The 21948-nt window shown below is 60.3% G+C and carries 22 protein-coding genes; 2 read left to right on the top strand and 20 right to left on the bottom strand.

Annotation, left to right across the window (positions count from 1 at the left end):
• Nucleotides 1–4: 4 nt before the first annotated feature.
• Entirely contained in the window at nucleotides 5–508 is a 504-nt protein-coding gene (locus BLX89_RS01160) for a CinA family protein (protein WP_075288817.1), read from the top strand.
• On the opposite strand, the gene BLX89_RS01155 is transcribed toward BLX89_RS01160, so the two are convergent.
• The 20 genes from BLX89_RS01155 to tpiA all read right to left on the bottom strand — a co-directional run bounded on the left by BLX89_RS01155 (nucleotide 509) and on the right by tpiA (nucleotide 20143).
• Entirely contained in the window at nucleotides 509–1345 is an 837-nt protein-coding gene (locus BLX89_RS01155) for a hypothetical protein (RefSeq protein ID WP_075288816.1), read from the bottom strand.
• A gap of 67 nt (nucleotides 1346–1412) precedes the next feature.
• Nucleotides 1413–1865, bottom strand: a complete 453-nt coding sequence (locus tag BLX89_RS01150) for a type II toxin-antitoxin system RatA family toxin (protein ID WP_075288815.1) — start codon at nucleotides 1863–1865, stop codon at nucleotides 1413–1415.
• Nucleotides 1866–1875: 10 nt separating this feature from the next.
• Complete coding sequence (locus tag BLX89_RS01145) at nucleotides 1876–2445, bottom strand: P-loop NTPase family protein (protein ID WP_075288814.1); 570 nt, start codon at nucleotides 2443–2445, stop codon at nucleotides 1876–1878.
• A gap of 90 nt (nucleotides 2446–2535) precedes the next feature.
• Nucleotides 2536–3510, bottom strand: a complete 975-nt coding sequence (gene lipA, locus BLX89_RS01140) for a lipoyl synthase (protein ID WP_075288813.1) — start codon at nucleotides 3508–3510, stop codon at nucleotides 2536–2538.
• Nucleotides 3511–3621: 111 nt separating this feature from the next.
• Nucleotides 3622–5067, bottom strand: coding sequence for a dihydrolipoyl dehydrogenase (lpdA, locus tag BLX89_RS01135; RefSeq protein ID WP_075288812.1), 1446 nt, complete (start codon nucleotides 5065–5067; stop codon nucleotides 3622–3624).
• 67 nt (nucleotides 5068–5134) lie between these two features.
• Nucleotides 5135–5776: an SGNH/GDSL hydrolase family protein gene (locus BLX89_RS01130; RefSeq protein ID WP_075288811.1), complete on the bottom strand. Its 642-nt coding sequence runs from the start codon at nucleotides 5774–5776 to the stop codon at nucleotides 5135–5137.
• A complete protein-coding gene (locus BLX89_RS01125) occupies nucleotides 5773–6210 on the bottom strand; it encodes an endonuclease domain-containing protein (RefSeq protein WP_075288810.1) in 438 nt (145 codons plus the stop codon). The genes BLX89_RS01130 and BLX89_RS01125 overlap by 4 nt, the downstream gene beginning before the upstream one ends.
• A gap of 84 nt (nucleotides 6211–6294) precedes the next feature.
• On the bottom strand, nucleotides 6295–7656 hold the full coding sequence (locus tag BLX89_RS01120) for a pyruvate dehydrogenase complex dihydrolipoamide acetyltransferase (RefSeq protein ID WP_075288809.1): 1362 nt from the start codon (nucleotides 7654–7656) through the stop codon (nucleotides 6295–6297).
• A gap of 15 nt (nucleotides 7657–7671) precedes the next feature.
• Nucleotides 7672–9093 (bottom strand): pyruvate dehydrogenase complex E1 component subunit beta, encoded by a 1422-nt coding sequence (locus tag BLX89_RS01115; protein ID WP_075288808.1) that lies wholly within the window; start codon nucleotides 9091–9093, stop codon nucleotides 7672–7674.
• A 21-nt stretch (nucleotides 9094–9114) separates the two neighbouring features.
• Nucleotides 9115–10161, bottom strand: a complete 1047-nt coding sequence (gene pdhA, locus BLX89_RS01110) for a pyruvate dehydrogenase (acetyl-transferring) E1 component subunit alpha (RefSeq protein WP_075288807.1) — start codon at nucleotides 10159–10161, stop codon at nucleotides 9115–9117.
• Nucleotides 10162–10310: 149 nt separating this feature from the next.
• Nucleotides 10311–10619, bottom strand: coding sequence for an FtsB family cell division protein (locus tag BLX89_RS01105; RefSeq protein ID WP_075288806.1), 309 nt, complete (start codon nucleotides 10617–10619; stop codon nucleotides 10311–10313).
• 134 nt (nucleotides 10620–10753) lie between these two features.
• Complete coding sequence (gene eno, locus BLX89_RS01100) at nucleotides 10754–12028, bottom strand: phosphopyruvate hydratase (protein WP_075288805.1); 1275 nt, start codon at nucleotides 12026–12028, stop codon at nucleotides 10754–10756.
• Nucleotides 12029–12154: 126 nt separating this feature from the next.
• A complete protein-coding gene (gene kdsA, locus BLX89_RS01095) occupies nucleotides 12155–12994 on the bottom strand; it encodes a 3-deoxy-8-phosphooctulonate synthase (protein WP_075288804.1) in 840 nt (279 codons plus the stop codon).
• Nucleotides 12991–13887, bottom strand: coding sequence for a VOC family protein (locus tag BLX89_RS01090; protein WP_075288803.1), 897 nt, complete (start codon nucleotides 13885–13887; stop codon nucleotides 12991–12993). Before BLX89_RS01090 ends, kdsA begins: the two co-directional genes overlap by 4 nt.
• A 94-nt stretch (nucleotides 13888–13981) precedes the next feature.
• The gene (locus tag BLX89_RS01085) at nucleotides 13982–14554 is read right to left on the bottom strand and encodes a transglycosylase SLT domain-containing protein (protein ID WP_075288802.1); all 573 of its coding nucleotides are present in this window, start codon (nucleotides 14552–14554) and stop codon (nucleotides 13982–13984) included.
• Nucleotides 14555–14627: 73 nt separating this feature from the next.
• Nucleotides 14628–16328, bottom strand: coding sequence for a GH32 C-terminal domain-containing protein (locus tag BLX89_RS01080; RefSeq protein WP_075288801.1), 1701 nt, complete (start codon nucleotides 16326–16328; stop codon nucleotides 14628–14630).
• Nucleotides 16329–16420: 92 nt separating this feature from the next.
• Nucleotides 16421–16921: a GNAT family N-acetyltransferase gene (locus BLX89_RS01075; RefSeq protein ID WP_075288800.1), complete on the bottom strand. Its 501-nt coding sequence runs from the start codon at nucleotides 16919–16921 to the stop codon at nucleotides 16421–16423.
• 24 nt (nucleotides 16922–16945) lie between these two features.
• Nucleotides 16946–18574 carry a CTP synthase gene (locus BLX89_RS01070; protein ID WP_075289214.1) on the bottom strand — a complete coding sequence of 543 codons (1629 nt, stop codon included), beginning with the start codon at nucleotides 18572–18574 and terminating at the stop codon, nucleotides 16946–16948.
• A 149-nt stretch (nucleotides 18575–18723) separates the two neighbouring features.
• Nucleotides 18724–19224: a preprotein translocase subunit SecG gene (secG, locus tag BLX89_RS01065; protein WP_075288799.1), complete on the bottom strand. Its 501-nt coding sequence runs from the start codon at nucleotides 19222–19224 to the stop codon at nucleotides 18724–18726.
• Nucleotides 19225–19372: 148 nt separating this feature from the next.
• Complete coding sequence (gene tpiA / locus BLX89_RS01060) at nucleotides 19373–20143, bottom strand: triose-phosphate isomerase (protein ID WP_075288798.1); 771 nt, start codon at nucleotides 20141–20143, stop codon at nucleotides 19373–19375.
• Nucleotides 20144–20316: 173 nt separating this feature from the next.
• Here tpiA and BLX89_RS01055 point away from each other — a divergent pair, with 173 nt between their 5' ends.
• Nucleotides 20317–21945, top strand: a complete 1629-nt coding sequence (locus BLX89_RS01055; RefSeq protein ID WP_143523404.1) for a caspase family protein — start codon at nucleotides 20317–20319, stop codon at nucleotides 21943–21945.
• The last annotated feature ends 3 nt before the right edge of the window (nucleotides 21946–21948 follow it).

Below are 21948 nucleotides of genomic sequence, written 5' to 3'. Positions count from 1 at the left end.
ATTGATGAGCATCTGGCCGTCGGATATCGAAGAAAGAGCCTACTCCACAGTCCACGATTTTACGGCGCGTGGGCTGATGGTCGCGACTGCCGAATCCTGCACGGGCGGCATGATCGCTGCTGCCCTCACGGAAATTCCCGGGTCATCCGCTGTGGTCGACCGGGGATTCGTCACCTATTCCAACGAAGCGAAGATGCAGATGATCGGTGTCTTGTGGGAAACATTGGCGGCCCATGGTGCCGTCTCGCGGGAAACGGCAATCGAAATGGCAACGGGTGCTCTTTCAAACTCGCGGGCTGATGTGAGCATCGCGGTGACAGGTATCGCAGGCCCTGGCGGCGGCTCGGCAGAAAAGCCCGTCGGGCTCGTTCACCTGGCGGCGGCCCGTCGCAACGGTGAGATTTTTCATCGGGAAATGCTCTATGGCGATATCGGGCGGCAAGGCGTCAGGCTTGCAACTGTGCGCACGGCACTGGAAATGCTGATGGAGGTTGCCGCCAGCCGGTAGTCACTTCGCGCCCACCGGGCAAATCTGGTATGGGTTCATCGCCTGTTCGTCCGGCGCGATATAGGGTTCGACTTCCCAAAATGCGTTGCCATCGGGCAGGAAGGTATCGACCATATACTTGTCGGACCCTTCACGCTGCTGGCGGGCCTTTTCCGCATAATCCGATGCGTTTCGCCTTTTCTGAAGGCAACTCGTGAAGTCGGGCGTGTAATCGCCCCGGATCAGGTAGTCGATATAGAAATCGCCGCTGCTCTTAGCCTCGCCGGATACGATATGCTCAACCGTGGCGGCAGCCGCGTCCGACAGGTCCATATCGAGCGTTTCGATATAGACGCGCTTTCCCCATTCCGGCCCCGGCGTTTCAAGATCGTTTCGTTCGATCGTATAGAAATGGTTGATGAGATCGACGCCCTCCAGATTGGAGGCGAGCGTTCCGATCATGGAAAAGCGGATGACGCGTTCTTCAGGCTGGAGCGTCGCCGCGAGCGGCCCCAGCGGGGTTTCCTTCTGGATGATGTTTTCCTTCTTGCCAATCGTGCCAAAGGCGGGCTCGGGGGTATAGCTGTAACGTCGGTTTACGAAGGACAGCATGGCGGCAAGACGGGTCGGGAAAGGATCCCTGTCGACGAACTCAGGTTCCGTCGGCAAAGCTCCCTCCCGCGAGCGCACCCTGATCTTCAGGGTCGGAGAAAGCCAATAGGTGCCTGCAACAGGCTTTTTATCTGCATCGAGAAGGAGGACGTAGCGCCCGGCCTTGCGGATCTCGACGTCAGCCGCCTGCGCGACAATCGGCACAGCACAGGCGACAGCGAAAAGGCAGAGACGAGCGATCATCATGCCCAGATGACGCGCCGATAGCGCGGAATATTCAAGTATCCTTGGAAAAATAACTCGAAAATACGCTTCAGGCCGAAGCGTAGATCGTATCGGCGCGTTTTTCGAAGGCCTCGGCAAACATGCGGAAGGCGCGGTCGAACATCGACCCCATCAGGGCACCGAGGATACGGCTCTTGAACTCGTAATCGATGAAGAAGACCACGTTCGATCCCGCCTCGCCCGAAGGCTCGAAACGCCAGCGATTGTCGAGATATTTGAAGGGGCCGTCGATATATTTCACATCGATCACCCGCTCCGCCTTGTTGAGCAGAACCTGTGTCGTAAAGGTCTCGCGGATCGCCTTGTAACCGACGGTCATATCCGCAACGAGCAGCACTTTTCCATCGCGCTCCTTGCGAGAGCGGACGGTCAGAGCTTCGCAAAGCGGCAGGAATTCAGGATAGCGCTCTACATCGGCAACGAGATCGAACATCTGTTCGGCGGTATGCTTGACGGGGCGCGTGGTTTCGAATTGAGGCATGGTGTCTCAGCTAATCGCGACCGGTGCCAAGTGCAAGTAGGCGCTCGTTGTCAGCCCACGATTTCAACACGATGACCGGCACATCGGCACCGAATTTCTCCAGTGCCGCCTCGATTTCCGGCGTCTGCGTCTTCTCGAAGTTCCATATGTAGCGCAGGAAGTCGACCGTCAGCCGCTCCGGGCAGCCATCGGCCATTTCCGGCCGGCTCTGGCCACGAAACTTCCACCAGCGCGAAATGACGCCGTAGAGCGAACTGTAGCGCGGCGGCCGAAGCCAGATCAGGAGGTGCGTGCGCGGCAGGCGCAGCGGCAGCGTGCCGGGGCTCGTGCCGTCGATCACCCATCGGGGCTCGGCCACGAAGGCACGCAACCGCTCGATCGCCTCGGGCCGCGGACGCGGCGTCCAGCCGGCCATCCAGAAGACTTCACGATCCATGGAGATGTGGGTCAACCGCAAACGTTTGGCGAGCTGTATGGCCAGCGTGCTCTTGCCGCTGCCGGAGCAACCGATGACGAGGATGCGCTCGGCCGATTGCAGAATGCCTGCGGCTTCTTCCAACGTGTCGAGATAGCGCGCCATACCCTCTCCTTCCGAAACCGACCTCATTGCAATCGTCTAAACGCAAAAGGCCGCAGCCTCGCGGCTGCGGCCTTGCACAATCGTCAAATATTAATCGGCCGCCGCCAGCAGCTTCTTCTCGCGGTTTGCCTTAAGACGAGCAAAGTCATCTCCGGCATGGTGCGAAGAACGGGTGAGCGGACTGGAAGCCACCATCAGGAAGCCCTTGGTATAGGCAACCGTCTCGTAGGACTGGAACTCTTCCGGTGTGACGAAGCGCTCGACCTTGTGGTGCTTGCGGGTCGGCTGCAGGTACTGGCCGATGGTCAGGAAGTCGACGTCGGCGGTGCGCAGGTCGTCCATCAGCTGCAGCACTTCGTTGCGCTCTTCACCGAGGCCGACCATGATGCCAGACTTGGTGAACATGGTCGGGTCCAGTTCCTTCACCCGCTGCAGAAGGCGGATAGAGTGGAAATAACGCGCGCCGGGACGGACAGTGAGATAGTTGCCGGCGACGGTTTCCATGTTGTGGTTGAAGACGTCGGGCTTCGCGGCGACGACGCGCTCCAGCGCACCCGGCTTCTTCAGGAAGTCAGGCGTCAGGATTTCAATCGTGGTCGTCGGCGAAGCGGCGCGGATCGCCCAGATTACCTTCTCGAAATGCTCGGCGCCACCGTCTTCCAGATCGTCGCGGTCAACGGAGGTGATGACGACGTGGGAAAGGCCCATCTGCTTGACGGCCTTGGCGACATTCTCCGGCTCGGCCATATCCAACGCATTCGGCTTGCCGGTGGCGACATTGCAGAAGGCGCAGGCGCGGGTACAGATCTCGCCCATGATCATGAAGGTCGCGTGCTTCTTGTCCCAGCACTCGCCGATATTCGGGCAGCCGGCTTCCTCGCACACCGTCACCAGCTTGTGGGAGCGCACGAGTTCGCGGGTTTCCTGATAGCCCTTGGAGGTCGGCGCCTTGACGCGGATCCATTCCGGCTTGCGCAGCATCTCGGTGTCCGGCTTGTGAGCCTTCTCCGGATGACGAACGCGCTTGGCATCATCGATATTGGTGCGGTCGAGAATGGTGACCATCTTTGGATTTCGCTTTCCTTCAGACGCATCGCAAAGCGCGCCCGTTCGAGCCGAAAAATGCGGCTCGCCTTCATTTGCCCATTTTAGACATGGAGGCGAGCCCTAACACAATCAAGCGTTCAGTGCACGTCCATAGGCATCCAGAACGCTTTCCTTCATCGTCTCGGAAATCGTCGGGTGCGGGAAGATCGTGTGCATCAGGTCTTCCTCGGTCGTTTCAAGGTTCATGGCGACGACAAAGCCCTGGATCAGTTCGGTGACTTCGGCACCGACCAGATGCGCGCCCAGAAGTTCACCTGTCTTCTTGTCGAAGATGGTCTTGACCATGCCCTGGTCTTCGCCGAGCGCGATCGCCTTGCCGTTGGCGACGAAGGGGAAGCGCCCCACGCGGATATCGCGGCCCTGTTCCTTGGCCTTTGCTTCCGTCAGACCAACCGAGGCGACCTGAGGGTTGCAATAGGTGCAGCCCGGGATCTTCAGCTTGTCCATTGGATGCACATTCGGCAGGCCGGCGATCTTCTCGACGCAGATGACGGCCTCATGCTCGGCCTTGTGGGCGAGCATCGGCGGGCCGGCGACATCACCGATCGCATAGATACCGGGCACATTGGTCTTGCCATAGCCGTCGATGACGATGCAGCCGCGGTCTGTTTTGATGCCGAGCGTTTCCAGGCCAAGATTTTCTATATTGCCCTGTACGCCGACAGCCGAAATCATCCGGTCGGCGGTGATCTTCTCGACCGTGCCGTCCTTCTTCTCGACATGGGCGGTGATCGAGTTTGCTGATTTCTCGACCTTCGTCACCTTGGCTTCGAGGATGATCTTCATGCCCTGCTTGTCGAACTGCTTCTTGGCGAAGGCGGAAATCTCGGCATCCTCGACCGGCATCACGGTCTTCATCACTTCGACGACCGTCACATCGACGCCCATCGTGCGGTAGAACGAGGCAAACTCGATGCCGATCGCGCCAGAGCCCATGACCAGCAGCGATTTCGGCATTTCCTCGGGCTTCATCGCCTCGAAATAGGTCCAGATCAGCTTGCCGTCCGGCTCGATGCCCGGCAGCGCGCGCGGGCGGGCGCCGGTCGCGATGATGATGTGCTTGGCAGTGTAAGTGCCCTCGCCCTTGGCGTTCTTCGGCAGCGGCGCCTGGGGCTGGACGGCCGGCTTCGTGGTCTTGGACACGACGATCTCGCCCGGCTTGGTGAGCTTGGCTTCGCCCCAGATGATATCGACCTTGTTCTTCTTGAACAGGAAGCCGACGCCGCCGTTCATGCGCTCGGCAATGCCGCGCGAGCGGGCGACGATGGCCTTCAGGTCCGGCGTGATCGTGCCTTCCAGCGTCAGGCCGTAGTTTTTGGCATGCTGGGCGCTGTGCAGCACGTCGGCGGAGCGCAGCAGCGCCTTGGTCGGGATGCAACCCCAGTTGGAGCAGATGCCGGCCAGATGCTCGCGCTCGACGCAAGCGACCTTGAGGCCGAGCTGGGCTGCACGGATGGCCGCGATGTAGCCGCCGGGACCGGAACCGATGATGATGACGTCGTAATTCTCAGCCATGGTGTTTCCTGCCTTTGTTCTTGGCGTGTTCTTGGGCGCGCGGGCAAAGCCACGTCGCGTCTTGTTCTCAAAGCCCGAGCATCATTCGGACGATCGGCTCGAGGCCGCGTCCGATCGCACGGGTATTTTCCGCATCGAGATGAATGCCGTCGAGCGGCGTGGTTTCAGCAACGGAGCCGGCATCGAAGAAGCCGCAGCCCTTCTCATCGGCCAGATCGGCGTAAAGCGAAGCCAGCATCGCCGATTGCTCCAACGAGCCGGCAAACATGGCGGCGAAAGCCGCATTCGCGGTCTCGCGGATCGCCGGCGGGGCGACGATCAGAATTTCCGGGGCGCTGTCGTTATCGAACGACCATGCGTGATGCCGCACCAGCTCTACGAGCCGCTCCATGCCCTGCACCGCGCCGAATGCCGTACCATGGATGACCGGCTTCATGTCGTTGGTGCCAAGCAGCAGGATCACCAGATCGATCGGATCGTGACTGTGCAGGATCGTCGGCAGAATGCGTGCGCCATTGCGGTCGCAGTCGGCCAGATGATCATCATAGGCCGTCGTGCGACCGTTCAGACCTTCGGCGATGACCTGAACATCCGGACCGAGCGCCTTTGCCAGAACGCTCGACCAGCGATCTTCCAGCGCATGCCGGCCGAGGGAGGCTGCATCGTAGCCCCAGGTCAGGCTGTCGCCGTAGCAAAGGATTGTTTTCATGCAGAGCCTCCATATTCCCCTCCCCCTTGCGGGGAGGGGCCAGGGGTGGGGGTGTATCGATCGAGCTCCACAGCTATTGTTTTCAACACCGCCGTCATATCCAGCATCACATCTCGGTTCCTGAACCGGACCACACGAAAATTCTCAGCCCGAAGATAGGCATCACGCTCGACATCCCGCTTCTTCTGCTCCGGGTCCGCATGAATCTCGCCATCGACTTCGATGATGAGACGGCGCCCGAGACAAACGAAATCCGCAACGTAACGTCCAATCGGCATCTGCCGCCGAAAATGCGTATCCGGCATTTCCGGCAACTCCTTGCGAAGGGCGGTCCAGAGACGGCGTTCCGCGTCAGTCAGGGAGCGCCGCAGACGTGGCGCATTCCGTTTGGCTTCGCGGCTCGCCGGTTTCGGGTTTTCACGATTCCAGACCATGGTTACCCTCTCCGTCCCTCGCAAACACCCCCACCCGTCCGCTGCGCGTCCACCCTCCCCGCAAGGGGGAGGGAAAAAGGAGCCTCACACCAGCATGCCCATCGGGTTTTCGATGTAGCGCTTGAAGGCGCCGAGCAGTTCGGCTCCGAGAGCGCCATCGACGGCGCGGTGGTCGGTGGAAAGCGTGACTGTCATCACGTTTGCAACAACCATCTGGCCCTTCTTCACCACGACGCGCTCCTCGCCTGCACCGATCGCAAGGATCGTCGCATGCGGCGGGTTGACGACGGCGGCGAAGTTTTTCACGCCCATCATGCCCATGTTGGAAACGGCCGTCGTGCCACCCTGATATTCTTCAGGCTTCAGCTTGCGACCCTTGGCGCGGGCGCCGAGATCCTTCATCTCGTTGGAGATGGCCGACAGGCTCTTCAGTTCGGCACTGCGGACGATCGGCGTGATGAGACCACCGGGGATCGAGACGGCAACGCCGACATCCGAATGCTTGTGCTTGACCATGTTGGCCTCCGTCCAGGAGACGTTGGCATCGGGCACATCCCGCAGCGCGAGAGCAAGCGCCTTGATCACCATGTCGTTGACCGAAAGCTTGTAGGCCGGCTTGCCGTCCTTCTCCGGTGCGGCAGCATTGAGCTGGGCGCGAAGCGCAAGCAGCGCGTCGAGTTCGCAATCGACCGACACGTAGAAGTGCGGGATCGTCTGCTTGGATTCCTGCAAACGCTTCGCAATCGTCTTGCGCATGCCGTCATGCGGCACGAGTTCGTAGGAGCCTTCGGCGAAGTTCTTGAGAACGGCTTCGTCGGACGGCCCCTTGGCAAGAGCAGGCGCAGCAGAAGGTGCCGAAGCAGCGGCGGCCGGAGCGGCAGCAGGCTTGGCGCCGCCACCGGCAACAGCCGTTTCCACGTCCTTCTTGACGACGCGGCCATGCGGACCGGAGCCGGCAACAGCCGAGATGTCGATACCGGCATCCTTGGCAAGACGGCGGGCAAGCGGCGAAGAGAAGGTGCGCTTGCCCCCGGAAGCGGCGGCCGGTGCAGCGGCGGGCGCGGCAGCCGCAGGAGCAGCTTCAGACTTGGCGACCGGAGCGGCAGCTTCCGCCTTCGGAACCTCAGTCTTCGGTGCTTCGGCCTTAGCTTCTGCCTTCGGTGCAGATGCGCCACCGCCGGAAGCGGCAGCAGATACATCCTCGCCATCAGCGGCGAGGATCGCGATCAGGGCGTTGACCTTGACCGCTTCGGTACCAGCCGGCACGACGATCTTGGCTACGGTGCCTTCGTCCACGGCTTCGACTTCCATCGTCGCCTTGTCAGTCTCGATCTCGGCGATCACGTCACCAGGGGCGACCTTGTCGCCTTCCTTGACGAGCCACTTGGAAAGATTGCCCTCTTCCATGGTCGGCGAAAGGGCTGGCATGGTGATGTTGATAGGCATCTCTTCACCCTTCCCTTACTTGTAGCAGACGGCTTTCACCGCCTGGACGACTTCGCCGACATTCGGCAGGGCCAGTTTCTCAAGGTTTGCCGCATAGGGCATCGGAACGTCCTTGCCGGCGATCGTCAGGATCGGCGCATCGAGGTAATCGAAGGCCTGCTGCATGACGCGGGTGGCAATTTCGGTGCCGACGGAGGACTGCGGGAAGCCTTCCTCGACGGTGACGAGACGGCCGGTCTTCTTGACAGACTCGATGACGGTCGGCAGGTCCATCGGACGCAGCGTACGCAGATCGATAATCTCGACGTCTATGCCTTCCTTCTCCAGTTCAGCGGCAGCCTTGACCGCGTAGGTCATGCCGATGCCGAAGGAAACGATAGTGGCGTCCTTGCCGACCTTGTGAATGCGCGCCTTGCCGATCGGCAGGACGAAATCATCCATCTTCGGCACGTCGAAGGAGTGACCGTAGAGGATTTCGTTTTCAAGGAAGATGACCGGGTTCGGGTCACGGATAGCAGCCTTCAACAGTCCCTTCGCGTCCGCTGCCGTGTAAGGCATGATGACCTTGAGGCCCGGGATGTGGCTGTACCAGGCGGCATAGCACTGCGAGTGCTGCGCGCCGACGCGGGCGGCAGCGCCCGACGGGCCACGGAACACCATCGGCGCACCCATCTGGCCGCCCGACATATAGAGCGTCTTGGCGGCCGAGTTGATGATGTGGTCGATCGCCTGCATGGCGAAGTTGAAGGTCATGAACTCGACGATCGGACGCAGACCCGTCATCGCAGCACCGACGCCAACGCCGGCGAAGCCATGTTCGGTGATCGGGGTATCGACGACACGACGCGGACCGAACTCCTGCAGCAGGCCTTGCGTGATCTTGTAGGCGCCCTGGTATTCGGCAACTTCCTCGCCCATGACGAAGACGTCTTCGCTGCGGCGCATTTCTTCGGCCATCGCGTCGCGAAGGGCTTCGCGCACGGTGGTCGAGACCATTTCGGTGCCGGCCGGAATATCCGGGTCGGAAGCGACGTCGACCTTCGGCTGGGCCGGAACCTTGCTGTCAGCCTTGGCCGTCGGCTCCTCGGACGACTCGCGGGCTTTGCCACCGGCATCGTTGGCGGCCGCGGTCGGGGTGTCAGCGTCTGCCTTCGGCGCTGCAGGCTTCGCGGAACCAACGTCGCTGGCGCTTTCGCCGTCCTGCAGGAGAACGGCGATGGCGGTGTTGACCTTGACGTTCTCGGTGCCGGCGGCGATCAGGATCTTGCCGATAGTGCCTTCATCCACGGCTTCCACTTCCATGGTCGCCTTGTCGGTTTCGATTTCGGCGATCACGTCGCCGGAGGCGACCTTGTCGCCCTCGTTTTTCAGCCACTTGCTGAGCGTGCCTTCTTCCATCGTCGGCGACAGAGCGGGCATCAGGATTTCGATAGGCATGATGTTTTCCTCGTCCCGGTCTTAAAGCAGAATATCGGTGTAGAGCTCGGATACATCCGGCTCCGGATCGGCCTGGGCGAAATCGGCGCTGTCGGCAACGATGTCGCGGACATCCTTGTCGATGGCCTTGAGTTCGTCTTCGCTGGCCCAGCCCTTCTCAAGGAGGCGTGCCTTCACCTGCTCGATCGGATCGTGTTCCGACCGCATTTTCTGCACTTCGTCCTTGGAGCGATACTTCGCCGGGTCGGACATGGAGTGGCCGCGATAACGATAGGTCTGCATCTCGAGGATGATCGGACCGTTGCCGGCACGGCAATGGGCAACAGCCTCATCGCCCGCCGCCTTGACGGCGCGAACGTCCATGCCGTCGACCTGGAAGCCCGGAATACCGAGTGCCACGCCGCGCTGCGAGAAGTCATGACCGGCCGAGGCGCGCGAGACCGAGGTACCCATGGCGTAGCGGTTGTTTTCGACGATGTAGATCACCGGCAGCTTCCAGAGAGCGGCCATGTTGAAGCTCTCGTAGACCTGACCCTGGTTGGCCGCGCCATCGCCGAAATAGGCAAGCGAGACATTGTCGTTGCCGCGGTACCTGTTGGCAAAGGCAAGGCCGGTTCCGAGCGAAACCTGGGCACCGACGATGCCGTGGCCGCCGTAAAAGTGCTTTTCCTTGGAGAACATGTGCATCGAGCCGCCTTTCCCTCGGGAAAGACCGCTGCGACGACCGGTGAGCTCGGCCATGACGCCACGGGCGCTCATGCCGCAAGCCAGCATGTGGCCGTGATCGCGATAGGCGGTGATGACCTGATCGCCTTCCTTCAGCGCCATCTGCATGCCGACGACGACAGCTTCCTGGCCGATGTAAAGGTGACAGAAACCGCCGATGAAGCCCATGCCGTAGAGCTGGCCGGCTTTTTCCTCGAATCGACGGATCAGCAGCATTTCGCGATAGGCCTTCAGATCGCTCTCGCGATCAAATTCGGCAATCGTTCCTGCGGTGAAATCCTTCTTGGCGGGCTTTGCCGACGTCTTGCGGCTGGATACGGACGCGGTTTTTCGCGGAGCCATACGATCCTCCCTATGGTTAGCCTTTTGACGACACCATAGGCAAAGAACGACCCAACAGCAATGCTATATTTGCATGGCTTGTATTCTATACAAGTACATGAAATTTATGTCATTTTTTCGATTAACTTATTTCAGGTTAATCAAGGCAATCAGTGAAAGATCACGATTTCATCGGCGCGCGACATATTCAGCCCGAAACGCGCTTTCTCGTCGAGCATATCCCGTTCCAGCGATCCGTCACTCAACAACGCCACTTCCTTTTCAAGAATCTGACGCTTCTCCGTCAACTCGTCGAGACGTGCCTGGCGCTCGATGCGCTGGCGATCGAATTTCTCGGTCGCCTTCAGGCCGTAGTCGCCGTGAACGGAATGATAGCCGAAGTAGGAAAGAAAAGCGACCGTGATGAGCGGCATCACAAACCGCCCCAGCTTCCGCTTCTTATGATGTTTGGTCCACATCGCTCATGCCCTGTACGCAATACAGGCAGACGATAGCGCCGATTGATTAACCGACCGTTGACCATAACGGGGAGCATGAAAAAACCCGCGCCATGTGAAGGACGCGGGTTTCTGGTTTGGGACCAGCGGGCGTATTAGCCGCGCAGGATCGACGTGCCGGCGTAGCGGGCCTGCGGGCCGAGTTGCTCTTCGATACGGATCAGTTGGTTGTACTTGGCGGTGCGGTCCGAACGGGCGAGCGAGCCGGTCTTGATCTGGCCGCAGTTGGTAGCAACCGCGAGATCGGCGATCGTCGAATCCTCGGTCTCGCCCGAGCGATGCGACATGACGGCGGTGTAGGCCGCCTTGTGCGCGGTCTCGACGGCATCCAGCGTCTCGGAGAGCGAGCCGATCTGGTTGACCTTGACGAGGATCGAGTTGGCAACGCCCATCTTGATGCCGTCGCGCAGGCGGGCCGAGTTGGTGACGAACAGGTCGTCACCCACGAGCTGAACCTTCTTGCCGATCTTGTCGGTCAGGCTCTTCCAGCCGGCCCAATCATCTTCTGCCATGCCGTCTTCGATCGAGAAGATCGGGTACTTGGCGGCGAGTTCGGCAAGGTATTCCGCCATGGCGTCCGGCTCGAGCGTACGGCCTTCGCCTTCGAGCACGTACTTGCCGTGCTTGAAGAATTCGGTCGAGGCGCAGTCAAGCGCGATGTGCATGTCTTCGCCCGGACGGTAGCCGGCTTTCTCGATGGACTTCATGATGAAGTCGAGCGCGGCGGGAGCCGAAGCCAGACCCGGCGCGAAGCCGCCTTCGTCACCGACATTGGTGTTGTGGCCATCGGCAGCGAGCTGCTTCTTAAGCGTATGGAAGACTTCAGAACCCATGCGAACGGCGTCGCGGATTGTTTCGGCGCCAACCGGAACGATCATGAATTCCTGGAAATCGATCGGGTTGTCGGCATGAGCGCCGCCGTTGATGATGTTCATCATCGGAACCGGCAAAACGCGGGCGTTCGGGCCACCGACGTAGCGGTAGAGCGGCAAGCCGGCAGCAGCAGCGGCAGCCTTAGCAACGGCCATCGAAACGCCGAGGATGGCGTTGGCGCCGATGCGGCCCTTGTTGGAGGTGCCGTCAAGTTCGATCATCGTGGTATCGATGAGAACCTGATCTTCAGCATCAAGGCCGCCGACAGCTTCATAAATTTCACCGTTGACGGCTTCGACAGCCTTTTCAACGCCCTTGCCGAGGTAACGGCTGCCGCCGTCGCGAAGCTCGACCGCTTCATGCGCGCCGGTGGAAGCGCCCGACGGAACCGCTGCGCGACCGAAGCTGCCATCTTCCAGATGAACGTCGACTTCCACGGTCGGATTGCCGCGGCTGTCCAGAATTTCGCGGCCGATAATGTCGATGATAGCGGTCATGGTCTCTTCCCTGCTTTCGGATGATGGACGGATGGCCATGTCATAATTCATGGCCGGGAAATTACAATGCCGGGCGGGGACGAATGCGTCCCCGCAGCCGGGCTTCAATAAAATTTCATGAAAGTCTCAACGCTTGGAAACGGCGTCGAAGGCGAGCAGCGTTTCGAGGAGGCGCGGCATGTCCTTGAGGTAAACCATGTTCGGGCCGTCGGACGGCGCATTGTCCGGGTCTTCATGGGTCTCGATGAAGACGCCGGAAACGCCGACGGCAACGGCTGCACGCGCCAGCGTCTCGACAAACTCGCGCTGGCCGCCGGAAGAACCGCCCTGCCCGCCCGGCTGCTGCACCGAATGGGTGGCATCGAACACGACCGGCGCGCCGAGGCCTGCCATGATCGGCAGCGAGCGCATGTCGGAAACCAGCGTGTTGTAACCGAAGGACGCGCCGCGCTCGCAGAGCAGGACATTCGGGTTGCCGCTTTCGGTGAACTTGGCGAGCACGTTCTTCATGTCCCAAGGCGCCAGGAACTGGCCCTTCTTGACGTTGACCGTGCGGCCGGTCTTGGCGGCTGCGATCAACAGGTCCGTCTGGCGGCAGAGGAAGGCCGGGATCTGCAGGATATCGACGGTCGGGGCGACGAGGCCGCACTGTTCTTCCGTGTGGATGTCCGTCAGGACGGGGAAGCCGTACTCCTTCTTCAGATCGGCGAAGATTTCCATCGCCTTGTCGAGGCCGATGCCGCGCTTGCCGGAGAGCGAGGTGCGGTTGGCCTTGTCGAAGGACGACTTGTAGACGAGGCCGATGCCGAGCTTCTCGCAGAGCTCGACCATGGTACCGGCGATCATGAAGGCATGATCGCGGCTTTCCATCTGGCAGGGGCCGGCGATCAGCGACAGGCGCTTGCTGTTGGAAAAGGTAACCTGCTTTTTGCCTTCGCCGACAACGACGTCTGCATTCGTCTTCATGACTTTTCTCCAAATACGAAAAGCAGGCCCTGCCCCGGCGCTTCCGGGACAATAAGGCGCTCGCCTTTTCTGATAAATTCAACCGCATTGCGGATAAGAAGATTTTCGGTGGCAGCAAGATTGCTCACCGTGAACACCACGGCGCGACCGCGAAGCCCACGCGAATGGGATGGTGTGCGCTTGTCGAAGAAGCCGCTCATGCCGGCCGGATTGAGCACCGAAATCTTCACATTGCGAGTTTCGATATCCATGCCAAAGGAATGGGCGGTGACTTCGCGCTCATCGACCGCTTCCTGCAGCAGATACTGAAAATCCGTCGGGTTCGGTTCCGACAGCACGACTTCCCGCATACCCGTGACGCCATTGGCGTGGGTTTCAAGAGCGGTCCGATCTGCCGGCAGCGCCTTCAGGCGCTGGCAGGCGAAAAGGAAGAAATCGGGCGACCGAAGATCGGCGGCAAAGGCGAGGCGGAAACTTGCCTCGGCCTGCGAGCCATCCGGCAATGTCATCGCGCGGGAGAAATCCAGCGTCTTGCCGCCGGAGATGCCCTTTTCGACGAAGCGCGCATGATCGCCGGCAGCGTCGTCGGTGGAAAGCACGATAGCCGAAAAGCCATCCTGACCGCGGCGGAAACGATAGGCCTGGTCGCGGGCGACAAAAACATTGCCCCCGATTGCCGAGGCTTCGCAGTCCTCGCGGCTGGCGATTGCCAGCGGCTCCAGATAGGTCTTGTCGGCAAGAAACACGCAGGCATTTTCAGTGCCAAACGGATGCAGCGCATCGTCAGCCACCGTAAAACCTAGCTGCTCATAGCGGCGCCTTGCCGTCGAAAGCTCGCTCACCGGCAAAACCAGATGGTCGAGAAGACGCGCACTGCGGGGGGCTGCAATCATAACATTTCCTGACATGGCCTCGGGCAGGTGCTTTGCCCCTTTTGACCGCCATTTTCAAGGGAATGTTGGAATGAGACGAGTGAAGATCAAGCGGTCAACCGCAGCTCTTCAACTGCTGGGCATAGGTTCGGGCTATATTCGAGGCGCGTTGCGCCGCCTTCTTCATTCCCGAATTGCCGCGCCACGTTCCGCGCGCATAGCCGGCATCGCCGGAATAATAGGCGAGATAGAGATGATAGGCGTCGTTCAGCGCGATGCCGTTCGTCTCGTGGCTGTTGCGGTGATACCAGCCGACGAAATCGATCGCATCGGCAAACTTTGTGCGCCGGGCCATCAGATGGCCGGTCTCCCGCTTGTAGCGCGACCAGGTGCCATCAAGCGCCTGCGAGAAACCGTAAGCGGTCGACTGGCGCTTCCAGGGAATGAAGCCGAAGAGCTTGGTGCGCGGCGGGCGGGCATTGGGGCGGAAGCCTGATTCGGTGTAGATTGTTGCCATCAGGATTGGCACCGGCACGCCATACTCACGCGACGCTTTTTTAGCGGCACGCTCCCAGTTGTTGAACCAGCCATCGCGCTGTTCGAAGATGGCGCAGGCGTTGCGCGTATTCTTCGGCGCGGTTGCACACCCCGCCAGCGCGAGAAGGGCGACGATAAGCAATACACGCATCGCACGATCTCTCACTTTCGGAGAGATTACTAACAGGTAAACGTTAAAGAGACGTTTTTAGGCAATACGGATGTCAAAGGCGCAGGACAAAAACCTGTGCAGAAAGAACCGCGCCCTCTTCCGCAACAAGCTTCGCGCCTCGCGCCGGCTCGAAACCATCGATGCGCTTGGTGCCGGCCCAGCGTCCGCCGTCGGCAAAAACCTCCACGGAGCCCGTATCGAGAAAGATCGACAACGTCGACGGCTGCGCACCCAGAGCGGCGTAACGCGGTGTACTCTCCTTGCCGTCTTCAAAACGTATGCAAAGCCCGGCATCATCAACAGCCACGCCAAACCGCGTTTCCGGATGTTCGAAAGACAGCTCGAAATGCGCGCCCGCGCGGGCAAGCTCCAGCGATATTTCGATTGCACCGGAAGGAAATGAAACAGGCTTGCCCGATATCAGTTGCCGGTCGTCGAGCAATCGGTCCCTGAGCGTGACGACCGAGGAGACCGGTGGCGTCAGCACATGGTCTCCCCGCAGGATGATACGACGCGGCAAGGTCATGGCCGTCGGAAAATCGACAGCATGAGAGACATCCGCCCAGTTCGCGAGCCAGCCGATACCGACCGCGACATCGCCGTCGACAAAGGCCTGAAAAGCGTAGTTGTCGGTTCCGAAATCCAGCTCCTGCTCGAACTCGCGCTGGAAGCGGACACCATCGAAACGACCGACTGCAATCAGTGTGAGGTTCTTTCGCCCGGTGGAGGCGTCGGTGCTGTTGACCATGCCATAAATCAGCGCCCAGCGCGTTTCCGCGCCATCAGCGGGTCCGTCCAATGGAATGAGGCACGGACATTCGATCACGGCGCTGCCGAACCGCTCCTCCAGCAAGAGAACGCCGAGAAAACGCCAGCCATCCGCGCCAGCCGGATCGTCCGTCTCGTAGAGCAGGACGACGCCGCCCTGCTGGCTGAGGCCGCCCAGCACCATTTTCCAGAAGCCATCGGGGCCCCGCACGACATAGGGATCGCGAAAATCGAGCGTCAGGCCGAGCCCGGATGGTCGGCTCGGAAGGATGACGGTCGCCTCGCTGGCCGTAATGATGTTGTGAGACGTCGCCGTGAGCTGGATTTGGGTTTCCGGCGTGCGCTCGATGACCTGTTCGGTGAAGAAAACCCGGATACCGGCATCATCCTCCAACGGAATGGCCGAGCCGGAAAAAGCACCGCCGCGCTTGTCCGGCCGCGCGGTCAAGTCCTCCGACGGAAACAGGAAGATCGGCATGTGATGCCAGTGCAGGTAATCGGTGGAAACCGCATGCCCCCAGTGCATGGTGTTCCAGCGCAGGCCATGGGAGTAATGCTGATAGAAGAGATGCGGTCTGCCGCCGAAACGCCCAAAGCCGTTCGGGTCGTTCATCCAGCCGAAAGGCGGGCGAAAATGATAGCCGTCCTTGACCGGCGCGGGAGCGTTCGCGACGCTCGTGTGCATGACGGTGATACCCTTCTCCACCACCTCCGCGGCGTTGAAGAAATAGGCGACGGAGACAGCGGTCGTTGCCGTGTCGTAGCGGCATTCCAGCGCGCCGCCACTGACGACCACGAAGGGGCGGAAAACATATTCCTCGCTGTTTTCCACCGAAACTTCCCCGATCTTCTCGCCACGGCAGACGAACGCCATGGCGCCCGGAACATCCGGTCCCTTAGCCTTCAGCCAGACATGCAGTGTGGCACTGACCGGAACCTCTGCTGACAGCACCGCGATCGTATCGGGGGACGACAAGTCGTTCATGCGCCTTCCTTCCTCGGCAAAGCCTGTTGAAGGTCGAGCTAGGGTCAATGGCCTCGATGTAAAGGGGAAAAGCTCTTCAGAATAAGGCTATGTCAGAGCTTCAGGCGATAAAAAAGATTGTCCACGGCCATGATCGGAAAGGCGGCGGGCAGTTCATCGCGCCTGATCTGGACGAAACCGTTCTTCTCGTAAAAGCGGCAGGCGGCCTTCAGGATATCGATGGTACCGAGGAAGATTTCCGATATCCCTGCCCCGCGTGCCCTGTCGATCAGGATCGACAGCAGCCGTGCCGCAAGATTGTAATCCCTGCCACGGAAGGCAGACGCAACGAACATCTTGCGAATGAGGGCTTGGCCGTTGCCGATATCCTTCATCCCGATGGAACCAACGATCTCGTCGCCATGCCGGGCGACCCAGAATTCGCCTGCACCGGTCTGGTAGAAATTCGGGATATCGAAAAGGTCTGGCTGCTTCTCCGCCGAGGTTTGAATTCCGAATTCAAGGGTCTGGATCGGCAGGATGAGGGCAACGATGCCGTGCTCGTCGCCGCTGCGGTAGGGGGAAATCTCGATTTCGAAAGCCTTGTCTGCCATCGTCTCGCCCCCGCTGAGGCCGCCTCAGACGAGGCGGCTCTGTTCGACGGCAGCTTCGATGAAGCTTGCAAACAGCGGATGCGGGTCGAGCGGACGCGATTTCAGTTCCGGGTGGTACTGAACGCCGATAAACCAAGGATGATCCGGATACTCGACAGTTTCCGGCAGAACGCCGTCCGGCGACATGCCCGAGAATTCGAGGCCGCACTGCTCAAGTCGATCCTTGTAATCGACGTTGACTTCGTAGCGATGGCGATGACGCTCGGAGATATCCGTCGAACCGTAGATGTCGGCGATCTTGGTGCCCTTCTTCAGGCTCGCCTTGTAGGCGCCGAGACGCATTGTACCGCCGAGATCGCCGGAAGCCGTGCGCTTCTGAAGTTCGTTGCCCTTGATCCACTCGGTCATCAGACCGACGACCGGCTCGGTTGTCGGGCCGAATTCGGTAGACGACGCCTTTTCAATGCCGGCAAGGTTGCGGGCCGCTTCCACGACCGCCATCTGCATGCCGAAGCAGATGCCGAAATAAGGCACCTTGCGCTCGCGGGCGAAACGGGCAGCGTTGATCTTGCCTTCCGAACCGCGCTCGCCGAAGCCGCCGGGCACAAGAATGCCGTGCACCTTTTCGAGATACGGCGCCGGGTCTTCCTTTTCGAAGACTTCCGATTCGATCCAGTCGAGCTTGACCTTGACGCGGTTGGCGATGCCGCCGTGATACAGCGCCTCGATCAGCGATTTGTAGGCATCCTTGAGACCGGTGTACTTGCCGACGATCGCAATCGTCACTTCGCCTTCCGGCGTACGGATGCGGTTGGCAACGTCTTCCCAGTTTTCGATGCGCGGCTTCGGAGCGGGTTCAATGCCGAAGGCAGCCAGAACCTCGTTGTCGAGGCCTTCCCTGTGATACGCAATCGGAACGTCATAAATGCTCGCGACATCGAGCGCCTGGATGACGGCGGACGGACGCACGTTGCAGAACAGCGAGAGCTTGCGGCGTTCCGCTTCCGGGATTTCGCGGTCGGCGCGGACGAGCAGGATATCGGGGTGAATGCCCAGCGCCTGCAGTTCCTTGACGGAATGCTGCGTCGGCTTGGTCTTCAACTCGCCAGCCGCCGGGATATAAGGCATCAGCGTCAGGTGCACGAAGACCGACGCGCCGCGCGGCAGGTCGTTCTTCAGCTGACGAATTGCCTCCATGAACGGCATCGCCTCGATATCGCCGACCGTGCCGCCGATTTCGCAGATGACGAAGTCGTACTCGTCATTGCCTTCAATGACGAAGTTCTTGATCTCGTTGGTAACGTGCGGAATGACCTGAACGGTCGCGCCGAGGTAATCGCCGCGGCGTTCCTTGTCGATGATGTTCTTGTAGATACGACCCGTGGTGATGTTGTCGGTCTTGGTCGCTGAACGGCCGGTAAAGCGTTCGTAGTGGCCAAGATCGAGGTCGGTCTCGGCACCGTCGTCGGTGACGAAGACTTCGCCGTGCTGGGTCGGGCTCATGGTGCCCGGATCGACGTTGAGATAGGGGTCGAGTTTGCGGAGCCGCACCCGATAACCACGGGCCTGCAGCAACGCTCCGAGAGCGGCTGCGGCAATCCCTTTTCCAAGGGAAGAAACCACGCCGCCAGTGATGAATACATATCGCGCCATGGGCTTCACCGGATACCGTTTCAAAAACGATTCCGCCACCGAAAAATTCATCTTGCAGAACTTTTCCGTCAAAAGGTCGGTGGCAGGAATTCAAACAAAAGAAAACCGGCGGAAAAATCTTCCGCCGGCGATTTCAGGGTGCGTTGGCCTTACTGGCCGCTGGGAACACCCGAGTTATCGGCAGGCGTCTGCGTCGTGGCTGGCGCCGTCGTTGCAGGTGTTTGCGTTGCCGGGGTCTCAGTCGCAGGGGTCTGCGTTGCAGGCGTCTGGGCAGCCGGCGTTTCGGTTGCCGGCGCCTGACCGCTGTTAGCACCGTTCTGGGCAGGCGTTTCACCGGCCGGGACAGCAGCGCCGCCACCGAGCGAATCGAGAACGCCGTTGCCGTTGTTGGTCGTGCCCGGAATACGGTCGAGCACATCCGTCGCGTTCGGCTGGTAGCGGGCATAGATGCCCATGGCGAGCGCAAGAACGAAAAACAGAGCCGCAAGAATGGCGGTCGTCCGGGTCAGCGCATTGGCCGTTCCGCGTGCCGACATGAAGCCAGAGCCGCCGCCGATACCAAGACCGCCGCCTTCCGACCGCTGAATCAGCACGACGCCGATCAGCGCCAGAACGACGAGGAGATAGATGACGAGCAGTACTTCTTGCATTTTATCCGGTCCTGACCATCGTCTCGGCGGCAAGCGGATATTCGCCCAGCCAGCCGGGATGCCAATAAAGTTTGTTGGCGGCTGCATATACCAAGCAACCGCGCATTAAAAGCCCCTAACCCGCAATCGCGCTGGGCAATTACCAGACTTAAGCCGCCAATTCTTCATACGCCCGGTAGATGGCGAGGAAGTCGTCGGCTTTCAAGCTCGCGCCGCCGATAAGCGCGCCGTCGACATTGGCAATGCCGAGAAGTTCCCGCGCGTTGGAAGGCTTGACCGAACCGCCATAGAGGATACGCATCTTCGCACCTTCTGGGCCAAAGCGCCTTGCGAGTTCGTCGCGCATGAAAGCATGGGCCTCTTCCACATCCTGTACCGTCGGCGTGAGCCCCGTGCCGATTGCCCAGACCGGCTCATAGGCGATCACGGTATCCGCGGCAGTCGCATCGTCCGGCACGGACGCATCCAGTTGCCGCTTCAACACATCCAGCGTCGTGCCGGATTTGCGCTCGGCTTCGGTCTCGCCAATGCAGATGATGGCGGTGAGATCGGCGTCGTGGGCCGCTTCCGCCTTCGAGCGGATCAGCGCGTCTTCCTCGCGGTGGTCCGTGCGACGCTCGGAGTGGCCCACGATGACATGGGTGCCGAAGCAGTCGGCGATCATCTCCGCCGAGACATTGCCGGTGTGGGCACCGGCGGTCTTCTCGTGGCAATCCTGGGCGCCGATGGCAAGCGGACTATCCGTGCAAAGCGCTGTCGCGACATAGAGAAGCGTGATCGGCGGGCAGATCAGGGCATCCACCTTTTCGGAGAGTGGCCCCTTAACCCCCTCGGAAATGGCCTTGATCTGGTCGAGCGACGCACGAACCCCGTTCATCTTCCAGTTTCCGGCAACAAGCGGACGTACGTCGGGGGTCATGCGGCTTCCTCCAAGCTTAGAATGATAGGCGCCCGGCCTAGCAAATCTGCGAACGGATGGAAAGCAGCGCTTTTTCAAGCAGCTTGTTGATTTGACGGCGCGATCCGCCGCGCTTATCCTTTAGCAACTGTTTGCATAGGTTATTTCCTGAAACTGGACCGGGGTTGCGGTCGGTGCGCTATTCTTCGATCTTTGCGGTGATGTTGTCCTTCGCTCTGGCCCTTGCCGGAGCGTCCTCGGTCGCATCCGAAAAAATTGGCGCAACACCCGCCAGCATCGCGGCGGAAACAGATGCCGGTCGCGGGCTTGCACCGGCCGCGCGCGGGCTGCCGAAAGCCGGGGCAACCGCTCGCCGGCTGACAACACCATCCAGCCAGCATTCTGACCGTATCGCATTGGTAATCGGCATGGGGGCTTACGAAGCGATCACCCCGCTCAAGAACGCGGACAACGATGCCACCGCGATTGCAGAAACCTTGCGCAAGATGGGATTTGACACGCAAGTTGCCATCGACAAGCCGCTGTCGGAGCTGCTTGGCATCGTCAACGATTTCTCGTTTCGATCGGAGACTGCAGATATCGCATTCGTCTACTACGCCGGACACGGTGTCGAAGTTGGCGGCGAGAACTACCTGCTGCCGGTCGATATCAAGATCGAAAACCCTTCGGAGATATCCGCCAAGGCTCTGGTATTGAAAGAACTTCTGCTCGCGGTCGATCGCGCGCGGCAGCTGAGGATCGTGGTGCTCGACTCCTGCCGCAACAATCCCTTCGCAGGCGCCGTCGAGAGCGCTTCGGTGAAAAGCAGCGAGAACACACCTGTTGAACGCATTCGTAGCGCAGGCCTGGCCGCGCCTTCGCCGGACCGCGGCATGATCGTGGTTTACGCCGCCAAGGACGGCGAGGTCGCGCTTGACGGCACCGGAGAGCACAGCCCGTTTGCCACGGCGCTGATCAAGAGCCTGCCGGAGCCGGATGTCGAAATCGGACTGATGTTCCGACAGGTGCGCGATCAGGTAATGGCGGAAACCGGCAACCGCCAGCAACCTCATTTTTATGGCTCGCTTTCCGGTGTCCCCTTTTTCCTGGCCGGCGGGCAAGCGTCGGCGACGGATGTCACGGACAAGGTTTCAGCCTGGCAGGCGCTTTCACAGGATCAAGGCGTTCAGCTTGCCGCGCTGGCGGATCAGGGCGATACACGCGCCATGCTCGGGCTTGGCTACATGGCACTGAGCCCGGAGAGCGAGCGCTATTCGCCCGAAAAAGCCTTCACCTTGTTTTCAGATGCCGCCAAGGCGGGAGATGCGGAAGCGACGTTCGAGCTGGCAAAGCTCTATGAGCGCGGTATCGGCGTTCAGCAGGATCTCGCGGAAGCCCTAAGGCTTTACCGGACGTCCGCGGATATGGGCTTTGCCGATGCGATCAACGATCTGGGTTTTTTCCATTATCAGGGCATCCAGGGTCTGCCGCGCGATCCGCAGAAGGCTATACAACTTTTTCAGCGGGCTGCTGATCTCCGTCATCCGCAAGCCATGTTCAACGTGGCCGCGCTGATTGACGATGGCGTGATTCCCGGAAAATCGCCCGAAGACTCTGCGCGTTATCTGTATCTCGCGCTCAGGTCAGGCGTTGACGATGTCCTGAAGCAGTTGACCGAGAACCCGACGATGTTTTCACTCGAAACCAGACGGGCGCTTCAGCAGGAGTTGACGCGCAACAAATTCTACGACGGCAGCATTGACGGTATGATCGGACCGGGAACGCAGCGCAGTATGCGCATCGCCTTTGGCCAGAGCGAATGATGC

The sequence above is a fragment of the Pararhizobium arenae genome (assembly GCF_001931685.1).
GTDB classification, from domain to species: domain Bacteria; phylum Pseudomonadota; class Alphaproteobacteria; order Rhizobiales; family Rhizobiaceae; genus Pararhizobium; species Pararhizobium arenae.
The sequence above is the reverse complement of the archived record's forward strand: the minus strand, read 5'-3'. Positions and strand labels throughout refer to the sequence as shown.

What these genes read in the sequence shown, in the direction of transcription:
- BLX89_RS01160 (WP_075288817.1), top strand. Translation starts at nt 5, where the DNA reads ATGAGCATCTGGCCGTCGGATATCGAAGAAAGAGCCTACTCCACAGTC.
- BLX89_RS01155 (WP_075288816.1), bottom strand. Translation starts at nt 1,345, where the DNA reads ATGATGATCGCTCGTCTCTGCCTTTTCGCTGTCGCCTGTGCTGTGCCG.
- BLX89_RS01150 (WP_075288815.1), bottom strand. Translation starts at nt 1,865, where the DNA reads ATGCCTCAATTCGAAACCACGCGCCCCGTCAAGCATACCGCCGAACAG.
- BLX89_RS01145 (WP_075288814.1), bottom strand. Translation starts at nt 2,445, where the DNA reads ATGGCGCGCTATCTCGACACGTTGGAAGAAGCCGCAGGCATTCTGCAA.
- lipA (WP_075288813.1), bottom strand. Translation starts at nt 3,510, where the DNA reads ATGGTCACCATTCTCGACCGCACCAATATCGATGATGCCAAGCGCGTT.
- lpdA (WP_075288812.1), bottom strand. Translation starts at nt 5,067, where the DNA reads ATGGCTGAGAATTACGACGTCATCATCATCGGTTCCGGTCCCGGCGGC.
- BLX89_RS01130 (WP_075288811.1), bottom strand. Translation starts at nt 5,776, where the DNA reads ATGAAAACAATCCTTTGCTACGGCGACAGCCTGACCTGGGGCTACGAT.
- BLX89_RS01125 (WP_075288810.1), bottom strand. Translation starts at nt 6,210, where the DNA reads ATGGTCTGGAATCGTGAAAACCCGAAACCGGCGAGCCGCGAAGCCAAA.
- BLX89_RS01120 (WP_075288809.1), bottom strand. Translation starts at nt 7,656, where the DNA reads ATGCCTATCAACATCACCATGCCAGCCCTTTCGCCGACCATGGAAGAG.
- BLX89_RS01115 (WP_075288808.1), bottom strand. Translation starts at nt 9,093, where the DNA reads ATGCCTATCGAAATCCTGATGCCCGCTCTGTCGCCGACGATGGAAGAA.
- pdhA (WP_075288807.1), bottom strand. Translation starts at nt 10,161, where the DNA reads ATGGCTCCGCGAAAAACCGCGTCCGTATCCAGCCGCAAGACGTCGGCA.
- BLX89_RS01105 (WP_075288806.1), bottom strand. Translation starts at nt 10,619, where the DNA reads ATGTGGACCAAACATCATAAGAAGCGGAAGCTGGGGCGGTTTGTGATG.
- eno (WP_075288805.1), bottom strand. Translation starts at nt 12,028, where the DNA reads ATGACCGCTATCATCGACATTATCGGCCGCGAAATTCTGGACAGCCGC.
- kdsA (WP_075288804.1), bottom strand. Translation starts at nt 12,994, where the DNA reads ATGAAGACGAATGCAGACGTCGTTGTCGGCGAAGGCAAAAAGCAGGTT.
- BLX89_RS01090 (WP_075288803.1), bottom strand. Translation starts at nt 13,887, where the DNA reads ATGATTGCAGCCCCCCGCAGTGCGCGTCTTCTCGACCATCTGGTTTTG.
- BLX89_RS01085 (WP_075288802.1), bottom strand. Translation starts at nt 14,554, where the DNA reads ATGCGTGTATTGCTTATCGTCGCCCTTCTCGCGCTGGCGGGGTGTGCA.
- BLX89_RS01080 (WP_075288801.1), bottom strand. Translation starts at nt 16,328, where the DNA reads ATGAACGACTTGTCGTCCCCCGATACGATCGCGGTGCTGTCAGCAGAG.
- BLX89_RS01075 (WP_075288800.1), bottom strand. Translation starts at nt 16,921, where the DNA reads ATGGCAGACAAGGCTTTCGAAATCGAGATTTCCCCCTACCGCAGCGGC.
- BLX89_RS01070 (WP_075289214.1), bottom strand. Translation starts at nt 18,574, where the DNA reads ATGGCGCGATATGTATTCATCACTGGCGGCGTGGTTTCTTCCCTTGGA.
- secG (WP_075288799.1), bottom strand. Translation starts at nt 19,224, where the DNA reads ATGCAAGAAGTACTGCTCGTCATCTATCTCCTCGTCGTTCTGGCGCTG.
- tpiA (WP_075288798.1), bottom strand. Translation starts at nt 20,143, where the DNA reads ATGACCCCCGACGTACGTCCGCTTGTTGCCGGAAACTGGAAGATGAAC.